The 19,569-nt window shown below is 48.1% G+C and carries 12 protein-coding genes; 10 read left to right on the top strand and 2 right to left on the bottom strand.

Features of this window, described 5'->3' with window-relative positions:
* The first annotated feature begins 252 nt into the window (after positions 1–252).
* The 7 genes from MIC7113_RS15880 (at position 253) to MIC7113_RS15910 (ending at position 8,417) form a co-directional block, all read left to right on the top strand.
* Positions 253–1,179 carry a tetratricopeptide repeat protein gene (locus MIC7113_RS15880; RefSeq protein ID WP_041780090.1) on the top strand — a complete coding sequence of 309 codons (927 nt, stop codon included), beginning with the start codon at positions 253–255 and terminating at the stop codon, positions 1,177–1,179.
* A gap of 129 nt (positions 1,180–1,308) precedes the next feature.
* Entirely contained in the window at positions 1,309–1,782 is a 474-nt protein-coding gene (locus MIC7113_RS15885; RefSeq protein WP_015183175.1) for a TspO/MBR family protein, read from the top strand.
* Between the two features lie 190 nt (positions 1,783–1,972).
* Positions 1,973–2,191 carry a hypothetical protein gene (locus tag MIC7113_RS15890; RefSeq protein WP_015183176.1) on the top strand — a complete coding sequence of 73 codons (219 nt, stop codon included), beginning with the start codon at positions 1,973–1,975 and terminating at the stop codon, positions 2,189–2,191.
* A gap of 57 nt (positions 2,192–2,248) precedes the next feature.
* A complete protein-coding gene (locus tag MIC7113_RS15895; protein ID WP_041780091.1) occupies positions 2,249–2,506 on the top strand; it encodes a hypothetical protein in 258 nt (85 codons plus the stop codon).
* 53 nt (positions 2,507–2,559) lie between these two features.
* Positions 2,560–4,146: a glucose-6-phosphate isomerase gene (locus tag MIC7113_RS15900; RefSeq protein ID WP_015183178.1), complete on the top strand. Its 1,587-nt coding sequence runs from the start codon at positions 2,560–2,562 to the stop codon at positions 4,144–4,146.
* Positions 4,147–4,404: 258 nt separating this feature from the next.
* A complete protein-coding gene (locus MIC7113_RS15905) occupies positions 4,405–5,088 on the top strand; it encodes a response regulator transcription factor (RefSeq protein ID WP_015183179.1) in 684 nt (227 codons plus the stop codon).
* 449 nt (positions 5,089–5,537) lie between these two features.
* Positions 5,538–8,417 (top strand): sensor histidine kinase, encoded by a 2,880-nt coding sequence (locus MIC7113_RS15910; RefSeq protein WP_015183180.1) that lies wholly within the window; start codon positions 5,538–5,540, stop codon positions 8,415–8,417.
* A 32-nt stretch (positions 8,418–8,449) separates the two neighbouring features.
* Here the strand turns inward: MIC7113_RS15910 and MIC7113_RS15915 are convergent, their stop codons facing one another.
* Positions 8,450–8,812 carry a cupin domain-containing protein gene (locus tag MIC7113_RS15915; protein ID WP_015183181.1) on the bottom strand — a complete coding sequence of 121 codons (363 nt, stop codon included), beginning with the start codon at positions 8,810–8,812 and terminating at the stop codon, positions 8,450–8,452.
* A 162-nt stretch (positions 8,813–8,974) separates the two neighbouring features.
* Here MIC7113_RS15915 and MIC7113_RS33415 point away from each other — a divergent pair, with 162 nt between their 5' ends.
* The 3 genes from MIC7113_RS33415 to MIC7113_RS15930 all read left to right on the top strand — a co-directional run bounded on the left by MIC7113_RS33415 (position 8,975) and on the right by MIC7113_RS15930 (position 18,517).
* The gene (locus MIC7113_RS33415) at positions 8,975–13,057 is read left to right on the top strand and encodes a two-partner secretion domain-containing protein (protein WP_015183182.1); all 4,083 of its coding nucleotides are present in this window, start codon (positions 8,975–8,977) and stop codon (positions 13,055–13,057) included.
* A gap of 130 nt (positions 13,058–13,187) precedes the next feature.
* Positions 13,188–15,569 carry a two-partner secretion domain-containing protein gene (locus MIC7113_RS15925; protein ID WP_015183183.1) on the top strand — a complete coding sequence of 794 codons (2,382 nt, stop codon included), beginning with the start codon at positions 13,188–13,190 and terminating at the stop codon, positions 15,567–15,569.
* Between the two features lie 95 nt (positions 15,570–15,664).
* Positions 15,665–18,517: a CHAT domain-containing protein gene (locus tag MIC7113_RS15930; protein WP_015183184.1), complete on the top strand. Its 2,853-nt coding sequence runs from the start codon at positions 15,665–15,667 to the stop codon at positions 18,515–18,517.
* A gap of 155 nt (positions 18,518–18,672) precedes the next feature.
* Here the strand turns inward: MIC7113_RS15930 and MIC7113_RS15935 are convergent, their stop codons facing one another.
* Positions 18,673–19,452, bottom strand: coding sequence for a DUF928 domain-containing protein (locus MIC7113_RS15935; RefSeq protein WP_015183185.1), 780 nt, complete (start codon positions 19,450–19,452; stop codon positions 18,673–18,675).
* Between the last annotated feature and the right edge of the window lie 117 nt (positions 19,453–19,569).

Here is a 19,569-nt window from a genome sequence, read left to right on the forward strand (position 1 = left end):
TAAAAAAAATCATAGGATGCGCCCATTAACTGTCGTTCAGATGCCTATGACTTGCTATGTATTTGAAGGGAGGAAAACTCAATTGAAGAAACTTTAAATTGAAGATGTGGCTAACTATGTCTTAGAAAAAGCAGACAAGGGTTGGAGTTAAGGATTAATTGTGAATGGATACAGCGAAGAGTAAAAGGTAAATTCTAATTGCTAATTCTCTGTGTCCATTTCCAGTTTTTAGCTGTGATACAACAAAACAATATGAATCAATTCATCCGAATTTTCTTCAGCTTCAGCATTACAGCATTGCTGGTTATTTTACCCTTGACAACCCAAGCCAGAGCCGAATCTTTAGCGATTGTACCGAGAAGTGCCCTGGAATGGTTCAATTTGGGAGTAGAACAAATTCAGCACGACCAATACGAACCCGCTTTACATGATTTTACTCAAGCCATTGAGTTAGATTCAGATTTTGCTGAGGCTTACAGTAATCGCTGCTTGGTTTATATTCAATTAGGAGATTATATCCAAGCGACAGAAGATTGTTCGACAGCACTAACCCTCAATCTTAACAATACAGAAGCTTATCTCAACCGAGGTTTGGCTTATCATAGGCTGAGGAATTATTCAGAAGCAATTTCTGAATACAATCAGGTTATAGAACGAGTTCAGGATGATTTACGTGCTTACTATAATCGAGGATTATCACGTTTTGAACTGCAAGATTTTCAGGGAGCGATCGCAGATTACAATCAAGCATTAAATAAGAGCGATCGCGTTTCTAATCGGCAACAGGTGGAAATATATAATGATCGCGGTTTAGCACGGCTGATGATGGGGAACTTTGACGGAGCGATCGCAGATTTTTCCTTAGCCATCAATCTAGATACAAATAATCACAGAGCTTTCTACAACCGAGCCTGTGCCTGTCACCGCATGGGCGATTTATTGAGTGCCGTTCGAGACTTTACAGCAGCTCTACAACTCGACCCAAACCATGCTGAAGCTTATGTGAATCGGGGTATTATTCACCACGAACTAGGGTTTCAACAAGCTGCATTATCTGACTTGAAAGCGGCATCAAAGCAATTTCATCAACAGGGGAATCGAGTTGCTTATCAGCAAACGCTGGCGCTGATAGAGCGGTTGCAGTTGCTGTTGCGATCGTGGGATGATGCGATCGGTTAAGTATCAAATCCTTGTCTTGTTCACACCAAGGGCTGATTCCCTCAATCGGTGAACTTGGGACAATCAACTTATAAGACTTGTCCTGACTTCACCGGGAAAGTCAATGAGCGATGAACACAAGGCAAAGTAATGATTAAATCTTGGATGGTGATAGGGGCTGTGGCCTTAATAGTGGTGTTGGGTGGTGGATTGATTACACCCGACGGTGCTAAATGGTTCAACCGCCTACAACGTCCGAGATGGCTAACCTTTGAGCCAGCCATTCCCTTCATCTGGACTGTTATTTATATTTGCGCGGCTTGGTCAGCTTATATTGTTTGGGAAAAGGCCCCAGGTAACACCAAAACTTGGTGGTTGATGGGCTTATATCTGCTTTTAGAAATCGTTACCACCGCCTATACACCTGTGATGCTCAGACTCCGTAGCCTCAAGGTGGGTACCATTATTGGCGGTACTGGTGCTGTCATAGGCATCATCCTGGCACTACTGGTTTTTCCTATTTCGATTTGGGCCTCTTTGTTACTACTGCCCTACATTCTTTGGAGTCCCATTGGTACTTATACCACTTGGGAAATGATGCGCCTCAATCCTGAAGAGGTCTAGGGCGTGTTTTCAAATTTCTCCATCCGATTTAGATCCCCCCAGATCCTCGTATGAGTTCCGGCCTTTTTCAGGTAGGAAAGTTAAAATCATGGGAATGTTGCCGCCAAAGTTGTCAAAAACACCCGATAATGAACAACTGTCTGTCTTTAGGGATAAGACTTTAGTCGGCGTTGGCGTATGAGGGGGTGTGATGAATTTACTTAGAGGTAGATTACTGCTTTTGACTGAACAGCTCCCTAGCCTAATCGAACAACTTTCTGATGAGAATTTGCAAGAGGCTTGGCTCGTTCTTCAGCCGCTTTACTATAACCTCTATATGCTCATCGCCATGCAAGAGTCGATGCGAACGGTAAGACCGGGGGATATGCTCACCCGTGAACAAGCGTTACGATTTTTACAGTTTCCCTGAGCTGACCCGATAATCATTGTCAACAAAGATTTGTAACTTGGAGTCAGAACCCACCTTGTGAGCATAGAAGTGCGCTATGCCCGATCCTTTTTAGAAGATCTCAAAAATTTAGAGTCGGCGGCTTACCAACAGGTTTGCCACGTCGTCTTCGAGCAGTTTATCGGACTCCAGCGAATTCAAGACCTGCCAGAGCTACACCGAATTAGCTCGGATGCGATTTTTTACAGATTTTCCATCGACAACTACTTAGTCGGGATTGAAATTACTGGTCAGATTGTGAAATTTTTGCGCGTTCTACCCAAACCCTATATTTGACTCCTCGTAAACTTGTGATTGGCAAGACACGAAGTTTGAGAGCAATTTAATTTATGGACGCCGCTACTCTTTGGCAACGTTACCAAGACTGGTTATTCTACCATAAAGAGTTGGAATTTTATCTCGATATCAGTCGTATGCGCTTTGATGACGCTTTTGTCGAGACATTGCGACCGAAGTTTGAGAAGGCGTTTCAAGATATGGACGCATTGGAGAAAGGTGACATCGCCAACCCGGATGAAAACCGCATGGTCGGTCACTACTGGCTGCGAGACGCCGATTTAGCCCCAACTCCAGAACTACGGGACGAAATCCTCAATACCCTGGAAAAAATCGAAGACTTCACCGAAAAAATTCAGACGGGTGCCATTCATCCCTCTGGAAAGTTCCAATTCACCGATGTCTTATCCATCGGCATTGGGGGTTCCGCCTTAGGGCCTGAGTTTGTGGCGGAAGCCTTAGCCCCCGTTTCTCCAGCACTCGCCATTCACTTTATCGACAATACCGATCCGGCGGGTATTGATAAAGTCATGGCTCAACTGCAAGACAAACTTGATACCACCCTAGTCCTCGTCATCTCCAAGTCTGGGGGCACGCCGGAAACCCGTAACGGTATGATTGAGGTGAAAAAAGTCTACGAGTCCAAGAATTTAAACTTTCCCTCTCATGCCGTGGCCATAACTGGCACAGGCAGCAACTTGGATCAACTCGCTAAATCTGAAGGTTGGCTAGCCACCTTCCCGATGTACGACTGGGTGGGAGGACGCACCTCAGAACTATCCGCCGTGGGACTCCTCCCCGCCGCGATGCAAGGCATTGACATCCGTGAAATGCTTGAGGGTGCGAAAGAGATGGATGCCGTTACCCGCATACCCAAGCTCGAAGACAACCCCGCCGCCCTGCTAGCCCTGTGTTGGTACTTTGCCGGGAATGGCAAAGGTGAGAAAGATATGGTGGTTCTACCCTATAAGGACAGCTTGCTCCTCTTCTCACGCTACTTACAACAATTGGTGATGGAATCTCTGGGCAAGGAGAAAGACTTAGAGGGCAATGTTGTCCATCAAGGAATTGCCGTGTATGGTAACAAGGGTTCAACTGACCAACATGCCTACGTGCAACAGTTACGAGAGGGAGTCGCTAATTTCTTTGTCACCTTCATTGAAGTTTTAGAAGACCGACAAGGAATCTCTCCAGAGGTCGAACCAGGGGTAACCTCAGGCGATTATCTATCGGGTTTATTGCAGGGGACTCGACAAGCCCTGTATGAGAATCTGCGGGACTCGATCACGGTAACGATTCCTCAAGTCAATCCCCGCACGGTGGGCGCTCTGATTGCCTTGTACGAGCGTGCAGTGGGTCTTTATGGTTTCCTCGTGAATATCAACGCTTACCATCAGCCTGGGGTCGAAGCAGGCAAGAAAGCGGCAGCGGCTGTTCTGGATTTACAGAAACAGGTGATGCAGGTACTTCAGGCAGAAGGTGCTCCCCTGTCTCTTTCTGAGTTGGCTGAAAAAATCGGAACACCGGAGCGGGTGGAATCGATTTATATGCTGTTGCGCCATCTGCAAGCGAACCAGCGAGGTGTTGTCCTAGAAGGCAATCCGGGGCAACCGAGCAGCTTAAAGGTGTCAGCAAGTTGATTTGAGGGGTACTGATTCCTTTCTTAGTGAGCGCTTGAGCGATTGAGCGCTCGCTACAAACCGATTACTGCCTTCAGGAAGAGTTGATGTAATACGACTTTGCCCATAGGAGCATGAGATCTGGGAGGGAGTGGCTGTACACTGAGTTAGGGCACAGTTTTAGCATTCAGAACCTAAACACAATTGTTTTTAGGTTTCTGCTGAGTTAACCAGATATGACCTAGCGTAAGAGAAGACTCGCTCTTAGATCAGTACCCCATGCCATTGATTATCCTGGTTGCAGACGACAACCTGGGAACCCGTCTTTCTGTAAGTGATTATCTAGAGATGTCTGGCTACTCAGTCATCGTAGCTGAAGATGGCCAGGAAGCTCTCTCGAAAATCGAAAAGTACCATCCTCACCTACTGGTGACGGATATCAACATGCCCCGCATGGACGGCTATGAGCTGGTGAAAAAGCTTCGTCAGCAACCCTCGTTTCGCTTGTTGCCGATTGTCCTGCTAACCGAACGCGCCACGACGAAGGAACGCATTGAGGGCTATGAGTCAGGGTGTGATGTTTACCTGCCGAAGCCTTTTGAGATGGATGAATTAGGCGCGGTTATCCGCAATCTTGTGGAGCGCCAACTGGATCGGAAAGTTTCCTTCCCCGATTCCCGTACAACATCCGAGCGTTCACCCGATTGGGACTCGCCATCGACACCAGACAACATGCCAGCAGAGGCGATCGCTCCCAATTCTACAGCCATCGAGTTGACGGAGCGAGAAAAGGAAGTATTAGTTTTGCTCGCCATCGGTTTATCCAACGTTGAAATTGGTAAGAAGCTGTACCGCAGTCCTCGGACAGTCGAAAAGCACGTCAGCAGTCTTTTACGAAAAACCGAAACGAGTAACAGAGCTGAACTCATCCGATTTGCATTAAAAAATCATTTAGTTAATTAACTCAACTGATTTTTATAACCGCAAGAGAAGGGCTATTGACGACATCTGGCTAAGGTACAGTGATTTATGAGAAAATCACACCAAAACACACCAAAAATTTAAAATTATAAATTTTTTGGGGAACATCCCAAATGTACACGCTTTAAAGAAGGGTGAGGAGAGTTTATATCTAAATGCTCCCAAGCAAAATAGATAAATTTCAGAAATCAGGACAAAAATAAAGATAAATTTAATTGAATTGAATGTGTTTTAATCACCCGATCGGGTGATTAAAGTTAACCCAGGCGTAGAACTCTGAAGCAGCTCTTTGTCAAAGCTTTATTTAACAAATCCTACAGCTCATCCACCTGGGGGAAGTCGATAACTGTGCAATGATCGAAGCTATTTTTAGAGGTGATTGATCGAAGGAAAGCACAAGTGAAGACCAGAATTTTTAGGGTTTTAGCAAAATGAATCGACAGAACCTGATGCCCTTGAGTCAGAGAAGCATCTGGCGATATATTGCCGTAGTCGGCGCGATCGCGGTTGCTTACTATGGTGGGGCATACCTCACCGTCTCCTCTCTAGGGCTGGGTTTAGAGGCTTCTCCCTTATGGCCTTCCGCAGGGATTGCCTTAGCCGGTTTACTCTTGGCAGGAGAGCGTGTCTGGCCGGGGGTGGCACTGGGGTCATTCTTTTGGTGCCAGTCACAGGTATCCTTAACCATGGCTTTCGCCTTAGCGTTCAGTATCACGTTACAAGCCTTCCTTGGAGCCGAAGTCTTTCGTTGGCTGAAGTTTCGCCCCTCCCTCAAACGGCGGCAAGATGTCTTACACTTAGTCGTCTGGGGAGCATGGGGTTCGACCCTAATCAATGCCAGCCTCAGTACGCTGATTGGTTGCTTGGGCGGTACTGTTGAGCCTGAGCAGTGGCAGGAAAACTGGTGGACATTGTGGGTCGGAGACGGCATGGGCATTTTAGTGGTCACTCCCCTGCTGTTAATGGGTCGCCATTGGCTGGGGAACGTGAGATGGATGATCGCCCAAATTTTACAAGGGAAACCCTGGGAGTGGGGCAAGAAGTGGTGGTTTCACAGACGATTGAGAGTTGTTCCCCATTCCCCAGCTTTGGACAAGCCTTCTCAGGGCGAAAAAAACTCCACTCTCGCTGAAGCTGTTATCTGCTTTACCCTGTTGTTTACCCTTTGCTGGTTGGTATTCGCGTTAAAATCAGCCGTTGATTTGGCTCAATATCCCCTGGAATATCTTCCCTTTCCCTTCGTTGTCTGGGCCGCAATTCGCTTTACTCAGCGAGGTGCAGTGGCGGCAACCCTGATTGTTTGCACGATTGCCATTTGGGGAGCGATGCAGGGAGTTGGGCCGTTTGTGGCAAATACAAGCATCAAGCAAACGGTTTTATTCTTACAGGGCTTTATGGGCGTTGTCTCGATTACAGCCTTAGTCCTCGCGGCGGCGGAATCAGAACGTGCTCGTGCCGTAGATTTACTCAAAGAGAGGGAAGCCAGTTTAGCCAATGCTCAACGCCTTGCACAACTTGGAAACTGGGATTTTTACGAGACGTGCAACAACTCCTGTTTACCTCAGCAGAAATTGCAGTGGTCGGATGAACTTTACCGCCTTTTTGGTTTTAGTCCTAAAGCCTTCGAGCCGACTTGGGAAACATTGTTTCAAGTGGTTCATCCCGCCGATCGCGATCGCGTAGGACAGGCGATTCGAGGTGCTTTACGAGAAAATCAGCCCTACTGCCTGGACTATCGAATTGTACGTCCGGATGGTTCAGAACGCATGGTTTGCGAACAATCGGAGATTTACGGGGGCGGGATTAGGGGCACAGTGCAGGATATTACTGAGCGCCAACGAGTCGAAGCTCAACTTCGCGCCGCCGCCGAGCATGTGAGCGAAGCGGCTGAACGACAGCGCTTGTTAGGAGAGATGGCGCTGCGGATTCGGCGTTCTCTCCATCTCGATCAAATTCTGAACACAACGGTCGCAGAAGTCCGAGAATTTTTAAAGGCTGACCGTGTCTTTATTGGTCAAATTGATGGCATTTCTCAACCCTTAAACGTGAGTCAGTTGTTAGCATCGCACCGAAGTTCATCCCAGAATGTAGCCCAAGTTGACAGTTCCGAGGAAAACCTACCCTTCAAAAATGCCTTGGACAAACAACCTTCAAACCTTCAAACCTTCAAACCTTCAACCCTGTTAAAAGGTCTAATTATTGCTGAATCAGTAGAACCCTGCTATCCCTCGCTTCGTAGCATGGTTATTGAGGATGAGGCAACCATACAAGAATGGCGATCGCGGTTTAGCCAAGGTCATGTTATTGCCATTGAGGATACAAAAACTATCCCTTGTTCCTGTCATATTGCCGCCTACCACGCCGAGTATCAAGTTGGAGCCATCCTCGCTGTGCCCATTTGGGTGGGGGATAACCTATATGGGGCGTTAGTCGTTAACCAATGTAGCCAGTCCCGTCATTGGCAATCGTGGGAAATTGAGTGGCTTACTTCACTCGCCACACAAGTCGCAATTGCCATCCAGCAAGCAGAACTCTATCGACAGATTACAGACCTCGCCGCTCATTTGGAATCCCAGGTAGAGGAGCGAACCCAAGAACTCACCGCGAAAATGACCGAACTTCAGGAACTTAACCAACTCAAAGATGTATTCCTGCAAGCCGTTTCCCACGACCTCCGCACCTCTTTGCTGGGAATGTCAATGGTATTAAAACATTTATATCAATCAGCGGGAGATGGAGTAACCCTATCTCGGCCTATCCTGGAACGAATGATCACAAGCAACGAACGTCAGCTCAACTTAATTAACTCTCTATTAGAAGATCATTTTAACGAAGAGCGTCAATTAGAACTGCACCGTCAACCGATACAGCTCACTCAATTGTGTCAGGACTTAATTACCGGCTATTCGCCGATACTGGCTCAAAACCAAGCCACTCTGACTCCACAATTACCCGAAAATTGCCCCATGATCGATGCTGATCCAATTCAGGTACGACGGGTGTTGGAAAACTTGCTCACCAATGCCTTAAAACACAATCCACCAGGACTAAATTTGACCTTGCAACTCCAGGTTGAAGACCAAAAAATTCGCTGCACTCTGCAAGATGATGGGTTAGGCATGAGCCAAGAACAACAAAACAGCCTCTTCAAACTTTACATTCGAGGTCTGCATACGAAGCACTTAACTGGCATTGGTTTGGGTTTGTATCAATGTCGCCAAATTATTAACGCTCACGGTGGAGAGATTGGTATTATAAGTAGTTCTAATGCTGGGTCAACCTTCTGGTTCACCCTCCCATTAGCTGACTAGGGGCATAGGATAGAGAGGGAAAGACTCATCAATCAACTATCACGATGCACGATGTCAGGAGAAAAGGCTGGCAAACACACGGCAATATACTCCGCGCCCTCTGGAGAGGGAGTGCTGTAACGAACCCACTCACCTTTTCGAGCTATTACAGCCTGTCCTGCCTGAACGTCCATCTCGCCCCCCTCGTATTCAACATGCAGCATTCCTTTGATCACAACGGTGAATTCGTCAAATTCAGGCTGTTGTCCCGGTTCCATCCAGCCACTCAAAGAGCGCATATGGGCAATACTAACGGCTGAAGTTTGAGTGGATACGCGACCAATGTATTCATCGATGAGTTTGGGCTTGTTGCCTGCTGCTTCAATGCGGTTGGGTTGTTCAATAAGTTGGGGCATCGCTAAGGGTTAATGGATAAGGGTTAATCGCTGCTCGTACTAAAAGATAATCGTAAACTCTTCTCAGTCAAAGCCAGTAAGAGTCAGCTATTTAAAAAATGGTGTATGAAAACATCCTCCGAAGGGAAGATATATTGAAGCTATTGGGTCAAGGGGTCTACCGTGAATAAAACTAGGTGTTTTGGGTGGGAGAGAACGGGTATTGGCATCGCCATTGGGACACTCGCTCAACTATCTGTGGTGATTGCCATTCCTAGTAAACCTACGCTGGCACAAATTACACCGGATACAACTCTAGGGGCTGAAGGTTCCCGCCTGACTCCGGGTACCAATGTGCAAGGGCTTCCGGCTGACGTCATCGAGGGCGGCGCACTCCGAGAAACCAACTTGTTTCACAGTTTTTCCGAATTTAATGTCAATAACGGGCAAAGAGTCTACTTTGCCAACCCCACAGGCATTGAGAATATCTTCAGTCGTGTGACTGGTAATAATGTCTCGAATATTCTAGGAACTCTAGGCGTCAATGGTAACGCTAATTTATTCCTGCTTAATCCCAATGGCATTATCTTTGGCTCAAATGCAAGACTCGATATTAAGGGTTCATTTTTAGCAACCACCGCTAATAGTTTCCAGTTTCCCGATGGAACCCAGTTTAGTGCCACCAACCCTGAAGCACCCCCCTTGTTGTCGATTAATGTTCCCCTTGGAGTGCAGTATGGTTCACAACCCGGAACGATTGCGAGTACAGGGAATTTAACTGTTGGGCAAGACTTAACCCTAGAGGCAGGGAATCTAGATTTACAAGGTCAGTTAAGAGCAGGCAGAGATTTAACCCTAGAAGCTCAAGATACAACGCAAGTGCGCGATCGCACCACCCATCCCTTCATCGCCTCTGCGGGTAACAAGTTAGTGGTGCAGGGTAACCAAAGGGTAGATATCTTTGCCTTGAATCACCCCAACAGTGGCTTCTATTCAGGTGGGGATATGGTGTTGCGGAGTGCCAACCCGGTGGGAGGTGATGCTCACTATTGGAGTGGGGGAAGTTTTCGGGTTGAACAATTGGATGGAAGTTTGGGTAATCTCTTCAGTCCTGATGACCCGATTATTTTATCGAGTGGAGATGTCAGTTTAGGAGATTATACGGGTGCATCGTTACATATTTTGGCGGGTGGGAGTGTCACCCTGAGCAATATTGAGATTACAGGCACAGACACGGATGCCAATACCATTCACCCAGGGAATACAACCCCCTTTAACGGCACCCAAACCCTTGCCTCCCTTGCCGGCTTGACGCTATCGGATGGTACACCCATCACGATTCAAGGTAATACAATTGCCACACTGGATGTGCGGGCTGGTGTGAACTGGGCGGCATTGGGTGGTTTTCCGGCACCTGATCCTACAGTCATTGGGACGATACCCAGCCCTTCCACTGCACCTCTATCGAATGCCAACATTACGATCACGGGTACTATTATCAACAAGCAGCCCGATGGTTTAGTGTTGTTAACCAACCAGTTCCAGCCGAATGGACTGGTTGGAAACATTCAGGTGAATCGGATATTCACCTCCTCCTTGTTTGACAGCACTTCCAACAGTGGACGAATTATTATCGACTCTCGTGGAAACTTTACCCCTGTAGGTCGGTTAGACACGAGTACCTTTGGCAGTGGACTAGGGGGTGACATGATGATTCGGGCTGCGGGGGATGTGCGTCTGGACGGTGTGGAACTGAGCAGCAATACCTTTAGTAGTGGAAGTGCAGGAAATATTTCTATCGCGGCGCGATCGCTATTCTTAACGCGGGGAGGTCAAATTACCAGCCAGAGTGGGGATGATGCGATCGGCAATGGCGGCAATATCACCCTCAACCTATCCCAGACTCTATCTGTGGATAGCGATCGCCAAGGGAGTTGGCCTAGTGCCATTTTTACACAGGTCAATCGACGCTCCCAAGGTGATGGCGGAAATATCTGGATTAGTACTGGGGATTTAATCTTAACCAATGGCGGGGAAATTTTAGCCAATAACTTTGGTAACCGACCTGGTGCTAAAGCCGGTGACATTACGATTCGTGCAACAGGTACAGTTACTGTGGATGGTTCCCGTCAAAACGATTACTGGATATGGATTAATGATGCGGGCAGTAGAATTGGCAGCAACATCGGATTTGGGGTAGAGGATGGTAGTAGCGGCGGGAAACAAGCCGGCAGAATTGACATCCAAGCCGCAGGACTAAGCCTTCAAAATGGAGGTTACATCGCCAGCAAAGTTGAGTACAACGAAAATGGACAGGGTGGGGATATTTTGCTCAATATCCTTGGAACTCCAGGTAACCCAGGCCAACTTGTAATCAGCGGCGTCAGCGAACGTGAGTACAATCCTAGTGGCATTTTCACTGATGTTGAAGCTGGCACGGTCGGGAATAGCGGCATCATTACCATCAATACAGGCGACTTATCTATTACTAATGCTGCTGGCATTGAATCCGGTATGGCTGGCACAGGGAACAGGGGAGGGGATATTAACATTAATGCGAGTAGGACTGTGGCCTTTGACCGCAGTGGTGTTTTTAGCCGTTTGTCGGGAACCGCTACACAAGCCGGAAACATTAATATCACCACCCCTAGCTTATCGCTCACGAATTACGCTCAACTCTCTACCAGCACTAGTGGTCAAGGCAACGCGGGGGATGTAACGATTAATACTGGCAATGGTCAGGTAACGTTGCAGCAGGGAAGTCAAATTTCCAATGCCATCGAACCGAATGCCACAGGTAGTGCAGGTCGAATCAGCCTCACAGCCGGTCAACTGTCACTGATTGATGAGAGTGCCATTGTTAACTCCGTGGGTGAAAAGGCTCAGGGCAATGCCGGGAATACAGAAATCAGTGTCCCTGGTGGCAACATTACGATCACGGGCAGTGGTAGCCGGATTAGTAACTCGGTGGAACAGGGTGCGGTGGGGAATGGCGGTATCATCACCCTGAACACGGGCAACTTGTTTATCATCAATGGTGCTCGTATTGATTCGAGTATGGCTGGCACGGGTGACAGAGGCGGCGATATTAACATTAATACGGAGCGGACTGTGGCGTTTGACGGCGAGGGTAGTGGTGCCTTTAGTACCTTGTCCGGAACAGCCCCACAAGCTGGCAACATCAATATCACCACCGGTAGCCTATCGGTGGCTAATCAAGCTTTAGTTTCTACCAGCACCAGTGGTCAAGGCAATGCTGGGAATGTAAGGATAAATGCCCTTAATACAGTAGCTTTGCACCAACAAGGTGGCATCGAAAGCCGGGTGGAATCAACCGGAGTCGGGAATGGAGGCAATCTGGAAATCACAGTTCCCACGATGATTATCACCGATGGAGCTAGTCTCCAAGCCGATAATCAGGCAACAAGTAGTAGCTCCCAGGCTGGGAAGATTCAAGTTCGAGTCAATAACCTAATGCTAGATCAGAACGCCGCTATTACCGCTGAAACGGCGAGTGGCAATGGGGGTGATATTGAGATTACAGCCAACGATCTGAAACTGTACCGCAACAGTGTTATTTCCACCTCGGCTGGTTCTCGGCAAAATCCTGGTAATGGGGGCAGAATCAATATTGATGTGAGAAATGGGTTTGTCAGTGCCGTCCTTAATGAAAATAGCGATATTATTGCCAATGCCTTTGGCGGTGCAGGTGGTAAAATTACGCTCCAAGCACGGCGACTGATTGGACTGCAAGCGCGATCGGGCTTAACGCCAGAAGAACTGCAAGCGCTTCGCTACAATGGCACTAGTGATATTAGTGTCGGTTCCGATGCGGGTTCAGGAACGAACTTACAAAACATCCAAATTGAAACCCAGTCTTCTGACCCTGTTCAGGGACTTATAGAATTGGATGTAACCCCCGTAGACCCCGCAGGCTTAATTAACTACGGTTGTGCATCTCGAAACAGCTTGGTTGCTAAAGATCAGAGTACTTTCTTCGTCACTGGTAGGGGAGGATTGCCCCCAACACCCGATGACCCCCTCAGCAGTGGAGCCATGACACCCCCTTGGGTGACTCGTGACATTGGAACAGCGAGTAATGCAGCCCCTGTCGTAGCACGACCTTCGAGTACAGCAAAACCTCCGCTCGTAGAAGCTCAGGGTATGGTGATTAGTCCTGATGGAAAAGTCATTCTTACCGCCAATGCGGCAACGGCTACCCTTCATCCGTCTGGGTTTTCTAGTCAAGGGTGTTCTGGAGAGTAGTAAACCAGGACAAAATTCTTTGACGCTGCTCCGTCAAATCCAGATGGGTGTATGGATATATCAGATTTAGCGTACACTGAATCCCCCTTTGGGTGGATATATTGGAACTGTTTGGTTCAAGAGGTCTGCCGTGAGTAAAAGTAGCAATTTTGGGCTGGAAAGGACAGGTCTTCTAGGAGCCATTTGGGCATTTATTCAACTATGTTTATTCGTTGCTCTTCCCAATATCCCTACACTGGCACAGATTACACCTGATACAACTCTAGGGGCTGAAGGTTCCCGCCTGACTCCGGGTGCCAATGTGCAAGGGCTTCCGGCTGAGCTCATCGAGGGTGGCGCACTCCGAGAAACCAACTTGTTTCACAGTTTTTCCGAATTTAATGTCAACAACGGACAGCGAGTCTACTTTGCCAACCCCACAGGCATTGAGAATATCTTCAGTCGTGTGACTGGTAATAATGTCTCGAATATTCTAGGAACTCTAGGCGTCAATGGTAACGCTAATTTATTCCTGCTCAATCCCAATGGCATTATCTTTGGCTCAAATGCCAGACTCGATATTAAGGGTTCATTTTTAGCAACCACCGCTAAGAGTTTCCAGTTTCCCGGTGGAACCCAGTTTAGCGCTACCAACCCTGAAGCACCGCCATTATTGTCGATTAATGTTCCCCTTGGGGTGCAGTATGGAGCGCAGCCAGGGACTATTACTGTCAACCAGGCCAATCTGAACGTTGGTTCACAACAAAGTTTAATTTTACTCGGTGGAGATGTAGAGCTAAATGGCGGAAGATTGAATGCTTCAGGAGGATTGATTGAACTGGGAGGATTAGCAGGTGAAGGCAGCGTCGGATTGGACGTTGAGGATGGCTTTTTGAGCTTGAGAGATTTTACAGGGACACATGGGAATGTATCCATCAGTGGAAGTACGATATCCGCCACAGCTACTGGGAATTCTGACACGGCTAGTGGTGATATCCAGATGACTGGGCGTAACGTTCAGATTAGTGATAGCACAATTGCGAGCATCGGCAATGACGAATCCTACGGCACGATAACGATTAAAGCCTCAGATTCGGTTTTCTTGAATAACGCTATCCTTGACACTCAAAATAAAAATGGTACTGGAGGCGATGTATTGATCAATGCTCCTAACCAGATTTCAATTGCCAACAGTAAAATTTCTAGCGAAGGATATTTCGGACGGATTTCCATCGGCAGTCTCGACCCCGATGAAGAAGATCCAATTAAGCCAGGGACAGTTGTAATCGACAACTCTAAATTGACATCTGAGACTGCTTCTACAGATGGAAATCTACCTGACCAGCAGGGCTTAGGCTTAGTCAGCATTAGAGCGAGCGACAGTGTTGAGATTAAAAACGGAAGCCAGCTCAACGCTACTACCTCTGGAATAGGTGACGCTGGCAATATCGCCATTTCTGCTCCTAATGGCACAGTTGTGATTAATAACAGGAGCAAGCTACTCAGTGAGGCAACAAAAGACGCACAAGGTGATGTTGGCTATATCAAAATCACAGCAAGAAACCTTTTAATCGATGAGGCTCAGGTAAGCATTAACGATCAGTCGCTCGATAACCCAACAAATGCCACCAATGTTGATATTAATGACCTTGATTCCTTTGATGATATTGATTCCTTTGATGATATTGATTCCTTTGATGATATTGAAAAGTTACCTGGAAGGATATACATTAGTGCCGAGCAGATGACACTGGATAATCAGGCCAGAATCGAGGCTAATTCTGCATCAGTGGACGGCGGCAACATTTACATTGAAGCCTCAGAGCGGCTGATGCTGCGTCGAGGCAGCCTGATATCAGCTGAAGCTGACACGGCTCAACAAGGAGGCGGTGGCAAGGGCGGTAACGTCACAATTAATGCGAAGGACGGGTTTGTGGTGGCAGTTCCCTCGGAAAACAGTGACATCATTGCCAATGCCTTTGATGGTGATGGTGGAAAAATTACTATCTTTGCCAATAAGATTTTTGGTCTGAAACGACAGAGAGGGCAGAGTACCAGTCAGCTAAGAAGCAATCGTAGCAGTGATATTAGTGCCAGTTCTAAATTTGGATTTGAAGGGGAAATAAAAATCAATACCCTAGCTCTTGACCCCGCTCAGGGACTCGTGGAACTGCCCGTAACCTTAGTAGACCCCACCGGCTTAATCGCCCAAGGCTGTCAATCTCGAAACAATGGGGTTGCCAAAGGGCAGAGTACATTTGTCGCCACCGGACGAGGAGGATTGCCCCCCAGCCCTGATGACCTCCTCAGCACGGGAGCCACACCTCCCCCTTGGGTCACTCGTGATAGTGGAAGAGTCAGTAAAGCGGCGGGTGTCGCTACGTTACCTTCTCGTACACCCACCCCCCCACTTGTGGAAGCTCAGGGTATGGTGATTGGTTCTAAGGGGGAAATCATTCTCACTGCCGGGGTTACAACCACTACCCCTCATCCATCTGGGTTCTCTGCCTCAGGGTGTTCTGGAGAACGGTAAAGCATTTTATCGTTTCTATGGGCAAGAGTAGGAGACATGATGAACCTCCTCGCCTTCATGTTCATTAATTGAATTCAACAAATTTACGGATCAAGATGGCAAGTAAACGATTTGTACTTTTGCATCGCTTACAAAAGCTGGGAATAGTGGGCTTCGGTAATTGGGGCTTAAGCAAGGCTCAGGCAAAATCTAGGCTTCCCAAATTCAAATACCGCTATGGATTTTTGGCTGCTCTAACGGCCTTGTGTTGCGTCGTGGTTGTCCCCATGGTGGGCAGAACTGCAACACCCACAGTGGTCGCCAATCCCTCTATCTCAGTTGTGAAGACTCAATCCTTGCCGCTGCCCTCAACTCTCCTGGCATCGGTCGGTGACTCTACGGCTCAACCCCTGCCGAATCTGGCTAAAAATCCCGAAAGCTTGGATGAACAAGCCAAAACTCTGTATTTAGCAGGGCGATTTTCAGAAGCCGTATCCGTTTTGCAGCAACTCCTGCAAGTGTACCAGACGAATGGCGACCTCCTGGGGCAAGCGGTGGTACAGAGTAATCTCGCTTTGAACTATCAGCAATTGGGACGCACTCAGGAGGCCACTCAGGCCATTGCCGCCGCACTTCAGGGAGTGGAAAAAACACAAAACTCCTCTGAGCGCTCAGCCGTTTGGGCACAGAGTCTGGATGTTCAAGCGAACCTGCAACTGGCAAAGGGAGAAGCAGAACAAGCTGTGGCAACTTGGGAACAAGCGGCTGCACTTTACAGCCAGTTAGGAGACACCAACAGAGCCACTCTGACGCGCATCAACCAGGCGCAGGCGTTGCAGGCATTAGGACTTTATCGGCGGTCGGTTTCGACCCTCCAGACGTTGAAACAGTCTTTGGACAAGCAACCTGACTCTCTCACCAAAGCATCGAACCTCCTCAGCTTGGGAGAAGCACTCCGGGTGATTGGAAACCTTGAGGAAGCGGATGCCAACTTACAAGAAAGTCTGAAGATTGCCCAAAACCTCAAATCCCCGGATGCCATTAGTGCGGCTTACCTCAGCTTAGGCAATCTCGCCCGGACTCAGGCAGACCAGAAAATAGGCCAAGCACAACCAAAAGAGGCTCAGAAACAGCGGCAAGCCGCTCTCGATTTCTACCAGAAAGCCTCGGATACTGCTGCTATCTCAAAAACTCAAACCCAAGCCCAACTGAATCGCCTGCGCCTGTTGATCGAGATGAAGAAGTGGCAAGAGGCGCAAGCGCTTTATCCTCAGTTACAAGGTCAAATCGCGAACCTGCCTGTGGGTCGTCCTGCCATCTATGCCCAGGTTAACTTAGCCCGCAGCATGATGAAATTACGCACTAGGGGCGAAAAGCCGTCTTCCACACCAGAAACTCGCGCACCCCAAGATATTGCCCAAATTCTGGCTGTGGCTTATCAGCAGGCGGAACAATTAAATGACGGGCGATCGCAAGCGGTTGTCTTGAGTGATTTGGGGCATTTGTATGAACTGCAAAATCAATGGACTGATGCCGAACAACTGACGCAACGGGCATTGGTTTTATCCCAACAATCTGTGAATGCCTCCGATATTGACTATGAATTTTCCTGGCAGCTAGGTCGCATTTTCAAAGCACAAGGCAAATATCAACAAGCGATCGCAGCTTATGATGAAGCCTTTGAAAGGTCGCGATCGCTCCGAGGTGATTTGGTAGCCACCAATCCAGATGTGCAGTTTTCCTTCCGAGACAGTGTCGAACCCGTTTATCGCCAATTTGTAGACTTGCTGCTGACTCCTCCATCTCGTGAGGCTGAACCCCCTCAGCAAAATCTGCAAAAAGCTCGTGAGGTATTAGAAGCGCTACAAGTCGCACAACTGCAAAACTTCTTACAACAAGCCTGTGAGGAGAAACGATTAGAAATTGACCGGATTATTGATCAAAAAGACTCACAAACAGCCGTGATTTACCCAATCATCCTAGACAACCGATTGGAAGTCATGGTTAAGTTACCCAAGGAAGACCAGCTCTATCGCTCCTCCACTGAAATTTCTAGGGATAGCGTTGCCAAGACATTAAAACAATTCAAAACCACTCTGGAAACCGAGAGTCCGTTTGATCAGCCGGTGAAAAAGGTGGGTAAAACCGTTTATGACTGGCTGATTGCACCGTTTAGCGATCGCCTCGAAGCGGGTGGTATCAAGACCCTGATCTTCGTCTTGGACGGTTCTCTGCGAACGATTCCCATGGCGGCTCTTTACGATGGAGAACGCTATCTGGTTGAGAAGTATGCCGTTTCCTTGGCTTTAGGTCTAGAGGTGCGCGACCCCGAACCCCTCCTGCGTCAAAACATGAAGGTACTCGCAGCCGGTCTGACTGATCCGCCGAAACAGTTTGAGAACACCTATAGCAAACTGCAAAATGTCAAACACGAACTCGACGCGATCAAGGACACCAACGTCCCGGTTAAGTTTATCCTCGACCAGGCATTTACCGAGGGAAATTTCCAGCAAGCCATGAATTCAAACAATTACCAGGTTGTTCACCTAGCCACTCATGGTCAGTTTGGGGCGACACGGGAGAGGACTTATTTACTGGTTGCAGATGGCGCGATTTATGTAGACCAATTGAGTGAATTATTCCGTACACGCGGACAAAGCCGAGAAGACGCGGTGGAATTATTGGTTCTGAGTGCTTGTAAGACAGCCAGCGGAAACGATCGCGCCGTTCTAGGGATTGCCGGAACAGCCGTACAGGCTGGTGCACGCAGCGTAATCGCGGGTTTGTGGAGTCTAGCGGATGACTCCAGTGTGCTATTTGCCCAAGAACTGTATAAATATTTAGGGGAACCTGGAATCAGCCGAGCCGAAGCCTTACGTCGAACCCAGGTGGCGTTTCTCAAAGACGAGAGTAAATATCAGCACCCCCGCTTTTGGGCACCTTATGTTTTGGTGGGCAGTTGGTTGTAATTCCTGTTTGAGTGGAATACTTCAAATTATTAGGGGCACGACATATCGTGCCCCTATCCTGTCGTTATAGCAGTTGCCAAGGCGACTCTTGACTCTCGCCCAATGCTGAAACCTTGACCGATTAATCTTTTCCCTTCTGCCTTCTGCTATCTCCCTTAATTGCTCCCGCTCTCAGGACGCAGTTCACTCACCGGAGTTGTGGCAAATTCTTGCAGATCAAACAACTTCACCAATTCGCTCCATGCGCTTGGATTGTTAGTCCGATTGCTGGCAAGCCCAGTCACGTACTCAAACCATAAATTATTCTCTTTATAAGCCAGGTACTGCTGTTGCGGGGGCGTAGCTTTGAGCCGACTATCCAGTTGGGCACTAGCTGGAATCCTAGTCAGCCAACCCGCGACGCTTGGGTTCGCCGACGGTTGATCCGGATCGCAGATAATGGAAAGCCTCCAATAGTAGTCTTTGCCCACTTCCAACGCTTTTTCTGTGGAGGGGAGAGTAAACTTGACAATACCTGCTTCATCTGGTAAAGCAAGCTGAAGCGGTTCTGTCAGCACTGGGTTACCTGTATCATCCTGCAACTCAAACTGGACAGATGTAACCTTGACATCGGAGGTCTCACTTTGAGGCGCATTCTGACCAAAGGGTACATAAAACCAGAAGGTGGGATAGCCTTGGGTTGTATTTCCTGGGTCTTTTTCCGGATTCAGCGCCTTGAGATTCTTTGTGCCTGCGGGACACTCCCCACGCACAGCGCCGCTGCTGGATGTGTTACCTGCATTGAGAGGACGTTTGGCAAGTAGTTGCACCGAGCGCTGGTTTGACTGAGCTTGAGCTTTTTGACTCAATAAGGGCAAGAGTGGCATTGTTGGCACTAACGCAGCCATCGTTCCGAAAACAAGAGCTTTTTGGATGAGTGAACGTGTTAATACCATGAGTTGTGAACCTCTTAATAGTGTTTCCAGAGTAGAACTTACGCAACTGTCACAAAAAATCGGGTTTTTTGTTTGTAGTCAGGGCTTTAGCCCAACCCAATGAGAACTGTAGTCCTC

Origin of the sequence: Allocoleopsis franciscana PCC 7113, assembly GCF_000317515.1 — a bacterium.
GTDB lineage: Bacteria > Cyanobacteriota > Cyanobacteriia > Cyanobacteriales > Coleofasciculaceae > Allocoleopsis > Allocoleopsis franciscana.

Bases quoted from the DNA above. Each gene is read 5' to 3' on its own strand.
- MIC7113_RS15880 (WP_041780090.1), top strand. From the start codon at position 253: ATGAATCAATTCATCCGAATTTTCTTCAGCTTCAGCATTACAGCATTG.
- MIC7113_RS15885 (WP_015183175.1), top strand. From the start codon at position 1,309: ATGATTAAATCTTGGATGGTGATAGGGGCTGTGGCCTTAATAGTGGTG.
- MIC7113_RS15890 (WP_015183176.1), top strand. From the start codon at position 1,973: ATGAATTTACTTAGAGGTAGATTACTGCTTTTGACTGAACAGCTCCCT.
- MIC7113_RS15900 (WP_015183178.1), top strand. From the start codon at position 2,560: ATGGACGCCGCTACTCTTTGGCAACGTTACCAAGACTGGTTATTCTAC.
- MIC7113_RS15905 (WP_015183179.1), top strand. From the start codon at position 4,405: ATGCCATTGATTATCCTGGTTGCAGACGACAACCTGGGAACCCGTCTT.
- MIC7113_RS15910 (WP_015183180.1), top strand. From the start codon at position 5,538: ATGAATCGACAGAACCTGATGCCCTTGAGTCAGAGAAGCATCTGGCGA.
- MIC7113_RS15915 (WP_015183181.1), bottom strand. From the start codon at position 8,812: ATGCCCCAACTTATTGAACAACCCAACCGCATTGAAGCAGCAGGCAAC.
- MIC7113_RS15930 (WP_015183184.1), top strand. From the start codon at position 15,665: ATGGCAAGTAAACGATTTGTACTTTTGCATCGCTTACAAAAGCTGGGA.
- MIC7113_RS15935 (WP_015183185.1), bottom strand. From the start codon at position 19,452: ATGGTATTAACACGTTCACTCATCCAAAAAGCTCTTGTTTTCGGAACG.